General features: G+C 67.9%; 5 protein-coding genes. 1 reads left to right on the forward strand and 4 read right to left on the reverse strand.

The window, feature by feature from the left end; translation table 11 throughout:
* On the reverse strand, positions 1-206 hold a 206-nt coding region (locus tag M3498_17350), incomplete at its 3' end, for a hypothetical protein (protein MDQ3461031.1).
* Positions 207-355: 149 nt separating this feature from the next.
* On the opposite strand from M3498_17350, the gene M3498_17355 reads away from it, so the two are divergent.
* The gene (locus M3498_17355; protein MDQ3461032.1) at positions 356-3,688 is read left to right on the forward strand and encodes a UvrD-helicase domain-containing protein; all 3,333 of its coding nucleotides are present in this window, start codon (positions 356-358) and stop codon (positions 3,686-3,688) included.
* Positions 3,689-3,729: 41 nt separating this feature from the next.
* Here the strand turns inward: M3498_17355 and M3498_17360 are convergent, their stop codons facing one another.
* The 3 genes from M3498_17360 to M3498_17370 form a co-directional block, all read right to left on the reverse strand.
* On the reverse strand, positions 3,730-3,927 hold the full coding sequence (locus M3498_17360; protein ID MDQ3461033.1) for a hypothetical protein: 198 nt from the start codon (positions 3,925-3,927) through the stop codon (positions 3,730-3,732).
* A gap of 110 nt (positions 3,928-4,037) precedes the next feature.
* A complete protein-coding gene (locus M3498_17365) occupies positions 4,038-5,540 on the reverse strand; it encodes a redoxin domain-containing protein (protein ID MDQ3461034.1) in 1,503 nt (500 codons plus the stop codon).
* 30 nt (positions 5,541-5,570) lie between these two features.
* Positions 5,571-5,973, reverse strand: a 403-nt coding sequence (locus M3498_17370) for a hypothetical protein (GenBank protein ID MDQ3461035.1), incomplete at its 5' end; no start/stop codon positions are given.

Raw genomic sequence — 5,973 nt, forward strand, 5'->3', positions numbered from 1 at the left:
CGCTGGACGCGCGCCTCGCGGCGCCGCGCCCTACCGCCGCGCAGCAAGAGGGCGCGCACGGTGCCCTCCCGGCGCTGCGGGCCGAGCTCGAGCGCGTGCTGCACGAGGAAGATTTCCTCGCCGCGCACCGCGACCAGGGTCCAGGCCTCGAGGCCGACGTCGCCGGCCTCGAGACGGGCGGCAAAGCGGCTGCGGGCATCGACCATGGCGCGCGGCCATGATACCAGGCTCCCGACACCAGGCTCCCGACACCAGGCCCCAGATACCAGGTCCCGCGGGTCCGGTCGCCGTTCACCCACGCCCAGGGCCCTGTGGGTATGATGGGGACCGCTCCGCGCGAGCCGCTTGGAAAACCATGCCCGATCAGCCTACTCCCCCCACCGACCATCCCCTCCTCGCTCCCTTAAACGACGAGCAGCGCGCTGCCGTGCAGCACTACCAGGGCCCCGCTCTGGTCCTGGCCGGGGCGGGCTCGGGCAAGACCCGCACCGTCGTCCACCGCATCGCCTTCTTGCTCTCCGCACACGGCGTCTATCCGCAGGAGGTCCTGGCCGTCACCTTCACCAACAAGGCCGCGGGCGAGCTCAAGGAGCGGGTCGCCCAGCTCATGGGGCCGCGGGCCCGGGAGCTGTGGGTGAGCACCTTCCACTCGGCCTGTCTGCGCGTCCTCCGGGTCTACGGCGAGCTCATCGAGCTGAATCCCGGCTTCGCCATCTACGACGACACCGACCAGCTCGATCTGTTAAAGGAGATCTTGGAGAGCGTGCGCGGCCTGGAGGACGTCAACCCACGCGTCCTGCGCGCCTTGATCGACCGGGCCAAGGCCAACCTGTGGTCGCCCGAGGCGCTCGCCCAGCAGGGCGAGGCGATGATGGCGGGCCTGCCGCTGGAGCTCATCGTCGAGGGCTACCGCCGCTACGAGAGCCGGCTCAGGCGCCTCTCCGCCGTGGACTTCAACGACATCTTAGGCCGCAGCATCGAACTCTTCCGGGAGCACCCCGACGTCTTGGAAAGGGTGCAGCAACGCGCCGTCTTCATCCACGTCGACGAGTACCAGGACACCAACGCCGCCCAGTACGAGCTGACGCGGCTGTTAGCCAGCAAGTACGGCAACTTGATGGTCGTCGGCGACCCCGACCAGTGTCTGCCTCCAGGAACGCAAATAGCCACCCGCAAGGGGTGTCGGCCTATTGAGTGCGTCAAGGAGGGTGACGAGGTTTTGGGCAGCGGCGGGGCTTCAGAGCCCAGCTGGGGTCGGGTAACGGCCGTCACGCGCGGGCATTTCACCGGGCCGATGGTGGAGGTCCGCGCCGGGAGCCGCAGGCTTAGAGGCACACCGCATCACCTCGTCCTGGCGCGCATGGTTCCCGAGGCGGGCTCGTTTTACGTCTACCTCATGTATCGCAGCGACCGCGGCTACCGCGTCGGCCTGACCAAGAGCTTGCGCTCCAACGACTTCGGGCGGGAGGAACTGGGCTTCAGGGTGCGGCTCGCGCAGGAGCATGGCGACAAGCTCTGGGTCCTGCGCGTCTGCGCCGATTACGCCGAAGCCCGTTACTGGGAAGCCTACTATGCTGCCGCCTACAAGCTGCCGACCCTGCTCTTTCACGGCCTGGGGCGGCGCCTCAAGATGGACGACGCTTGGATACATCGCCTCTACCTCGAGCTGGACACCGCCTCGGCGGCCAAGAGGCTCATGGAGGAGCTTCAGCTTCACCCGGACTTTCCTCACTGTCGCCCGCAAAACGGCCTCAGGCGGCAGACCGTCAATCTGGTCATGTTCCAGGATTTCCGTCATGGCTCGGTGGGTTACCACCGCGTCCAGTGGTCCTCGGTTCGCGCGGATATCGCCGAGCGCCTTGTTCGGGCGGGCCACCCCGTAAGGAGCAACGGACGGGGCGGCTTTCGCCTCGAGGTGAGCCGGAAGGACTACCCGGACGCCCTGGCCCTCGCGCGACGGGTCGCAAGCGAGGGTGGCATGGACGTTCAACGCAAGGCCCAAATAGACGGCCGGATGTATGCCTTGACGCCCCTTTCTCACCTCCATCCGGGCATGCGCATGCTCATTCACGGCGAGGGTCGCCTGGTCGAGCTTCCGGTCGAGACCTCTCACAGGGCAGACTACGACGGCCCGGTCTTCGACCTCGAGGTAGCCCCGACGCATACCTACCTCGCGGACGGGGTGCTGGTTCACAACAGCATCTACGCCTTTCGCGGCGCCGACGTGCGCAACATCTTAGACTTCCAGCGCGACTACCGGGAGGCCAGCGTCTACCGCCTCGAGTCCAACTACCGCAGCGTGGGCTCGGTCTTGGAGCTCGCCGACGCCGTCATCTCGCACAACGAGGCGCGGCTCGAGAAGACCCTCAAGGCGGTCAAGCCCGCCGGGGATAAAGTAAGGATCTACCGCGCCACCGACCACCGCGCCGAGGCCGACTTCGTCGCCCGGCAGATCGAACGCCTCCTGGCCGAAGGGATGAGCCCCAACGAGGTCGCCGTCCTCTACCGCACCAACGCGCAGTCGCGCACCGCCGAGGAGGCCCTGCGGCGCGCCGGCATCCCTGCCAGAATCGTCGGCGGCGTGGGCTTTTACGAGCGCCGCGAGGTCAAGGACATGCTCTCTTACGCTAGGGCCGCCCTGAACCCCGCCGACGACATCGCCTGGCGGCGGATCCTGAACCGGCCCAAGCGCGGCGTCGGCAAGACCAGCGAGGACCGGCTGGCCACCTGGGCGGCCAAGGGGCAGGTCCGCTTCGTCGACGCCCTGAGAGAGGTGGACGAGGTCCTAAAGGGCACCCCGGCGGTCAGGAGGATCGGCGAGTTCGTGGCGCTGATGGACGACCTCGGCGAGGCCGCCGAGAGCCTGAGCGCCGCGCAGTTTTTGAAGGCGGTCTACGACCAGTCGGGCTATGTTCAGGCGCTCAAGGACGAGGGCTCCTTCGAGGCGCGGGGCCGCCTCGAGAACTTGGAAGAATTGATCAACGCCGTGACCGAGTGGCAAGAGGAGCACGGCGGCTCGATCGCGGAGTTTTTGGACGAGGCCGCCCTGATGGCCAGCGTCGACGACCGCGCGGTCAAGGCGGCCAACAAGGCCGCCGGCATCGCCGAGGTCCCCGCCGAGGCCGTCACCCTGATGACGCTCCACAACGCCAAGGGGCTCGAGTTCCCCGCGGTCTTTTTGGTCGGTATGGAGGAGAACCTGATCCCCCACCGCTCCTCGACCGCTAGCCTGCAGGAGATCGAGGAGGAGCGGCGGCTGCTCTACGTGGGCGTCACCCGGGCGATGGACAGGCTCTACCTCGTTCACTGCGAGTCGCGCATGAGCTTCGGCCGCACCGAGATCGCCCGGCCGAGCAGGTTTTTGGAGGACGTACCCAGGGGCATGCTCCAGGAGGTGGACATCTTCGGCCAGGACCTCGCGGATATCTCGCAGCTCAGCAAGTACAGCCGCACCGTGTGGCGGCCGCCGAGCGGGGCGGGCTCAGAAGGTGCGGCTGAAGACGGAGCAGGAGCTGGGGCCGGCGGCGTCGGCTACCGGGGCGGCGAGAAGGTCAAGCACCCCAAGTTCGGCTTGGGCACGGTGGTCGGGGTGTCGGGCGAGGGCGCTAGGGCCGAGATCACCGTCGTCTTCACCGAGGCCGGCGCCAAGCGGCTGCTGGCCAAGTACGCCAACCTGAGCGCCGCCTAGGGCGATGTAGGGCGCGATGTAGGGCGCGATGTAGGGCGCCCCTACGAGGGGTCCTGGGGCGCGTCCTCGGGCGCGTCCGCCTCGAGACCCAAAAACGCGGCCAGCGCCCTGGGGCTGGCGAAAAAGCGCTTTTCGCGGTTTTGCGAGTCGCTCACCGAGGCCCGCCAGCTGCCCAGGCCGTCGGCGGTCGGCTCGCGCCAGATGCGCACGACGTAGATGTGTTGGGCTATCGGATTCACGCGCTGGCTCCTTGAGGTGTCCTGTTCAGCAGGACATCTTACGTTTCGTTGAGATGTTCATGCCGTAGCCCTCGTGCTTGCGAGGGCTACGGCATGGTGCGCAAACGACCCTACCCTCCCAAGACAGCGGGCTGCTTGGCCGTCGGCGTCTTGGCCCGACGGCTGGGTCTGAGGCCCTGTCGGGCCAGCTCGAGCACGGCTGCGGCGCCCACGGCAACCTTCGACGCGACTTTGCCCTCAGCGTCGATCAGGATCGCGGACGGCGTGCCCCTGACGCCGAAGGCGCGCCCGGCCGCAAAGCCTTCGTCGAGCAGGATCGGCGCGCGAAGACCCGTGGTCTCGCCGGTTCGGTCGGGGGTGAGGAGGAGCAGCCTGGGAGCCCCGGCGGGCATGTCGCGTTCCCAACGCCTGAGGTCTTCCAGCATGCGCTGGCAGAAGCCGCAGCCCGAGTTCCAGAAGAGCAGCAGCGTGTCGCGGCCCCGAAAGTCCGTAAGCCGGACCGGCCGCCCCTCGGAGTCCGCGAGGATAACGTCGGGAGCAGGCTGCCCCAGCCGCGGTTCTGCTGGCTTGGCCGCTGCCGGGAGCTGTTCTCGAGGGGAAGGCGCTGGTGCGATCTTGGCGACGAGCTCGGTGATGGCCTGAACGCCGCCAGCGACCGGGCTGCCGACGGTGCCGTCGGCGCGGATCAGGATGGCGCTCGGCGTGCCTTTTACGTGCAAGGCTTCGGCGACTTCGAAATCACGCTGCAGGAGGACCGTACTCAGCTTGTGCTCAGCGGCCTTGGCAAGATTGTCTGCGGCTGTGCCCCGGCTGATCAGAACGAGGTTCAGCCGACCTGCATGCTCATCTTGCCAGCGGCCGAACTGCGGCAGGAGGGCGTTGCAGGGCCCGCAGTGCGGGTCGGTGAAGAGGAGCAGCACCGGCTTGCCCGCTGCCCGCAACTCGCTCAGGCTCAGGCTCGAGCCGCCGAGATCGGTCAGGCGGAAGTCGGGTGCGGCGCTGCCGACAAGGAGACCGGCGGCCGCCATCCTCTCCTCTTTTGGCCCCGGCACCGTCTCCAAAACCTCGCCGGCCTCCAAAGCCTCGAGGCGGAGCAAGAGCCGCCCCTGCTGCCGCCAGAGGGCGAAGAGCAGCCAGCCCATGCCGCCAAGGAGCAGGACCGTTAGGCCACCTGCGCTCAGGCCAAACCAAACAGCCGCGCCCAGCTCGGGGGTAGGGGCCTGCTGTCCTTGCCAGAGCACAACGCCGGCTATCGCCATCAGCCCGCTGTTGCGCGCCACGGTGGTCCGGCCGATGGGCCCGGCACTGAGCCGGCCGAAGCAGCGGCAGTCGGGCCGGTAGCCGCGGAGCAAGTTGACGGCGATGACCGCGGTAAAGGCCGCCAGGAGCCCTAAGGCGCCGAGCGCCCCCCACCAGGCGGTAGCACCCGGCAAGAGAAGGGCGGCGAGGGCAAGCTCGGCAAGGGGCAGCAGGACGCCGAGCGGCGCCGCCAGGACGCCCGGCACGCCGAAGTCGCGCAGCGCCTGCCGGGAACCCTTTCGGTCGATCAGCTTGGCGAGGCCCGAGAGGGCGAACACGCCGGCGAGCACGATTCTTGCGATCAATGCGATCAAGATGACACTATCCATCATGCACCCCTTGGGTTATAAACCACGGAACCTGTCGACCTCGTCGCGAGCCAAGGTCAGCGGTTGGCAGATGCCCGTAAAGCAGCTCAGGCTGGTCAGACAGACGTCGAGGCAGGGGAAGGCGCTGCCCCGGTTGAGGAAGAACATGTAGTGGCAGATCTCGGGGACGGTGGTGGCGCCCTGACAGAGCAGCAGGCCGATGGTCGGCACGTTGGGGTCGTTGGGAGGGCCAGGGGCGAACTGGTCGAAGACGACGCTTTTCAGATAGGTCTTGGCGACGTTTTTGCCTATCTGGGAAAAGACCGAGCTCGTGCGCAAGTCCCCGGCCGGGCTGACGGTTTCGTCGATCTCCAAAAGGGCCGCGGCGAGGCTGAAGCCGATCGCCGCGGCGATGAGGCGCGGCTGGTCCTGGCCACCC

Source organism: Deinococcota bacterium (assembly GCA_030858465.1).
GTDB lineage: Bacteria > Deinococcota > Deinococci > Deinococcales > Trueperaceae > JALZLY01.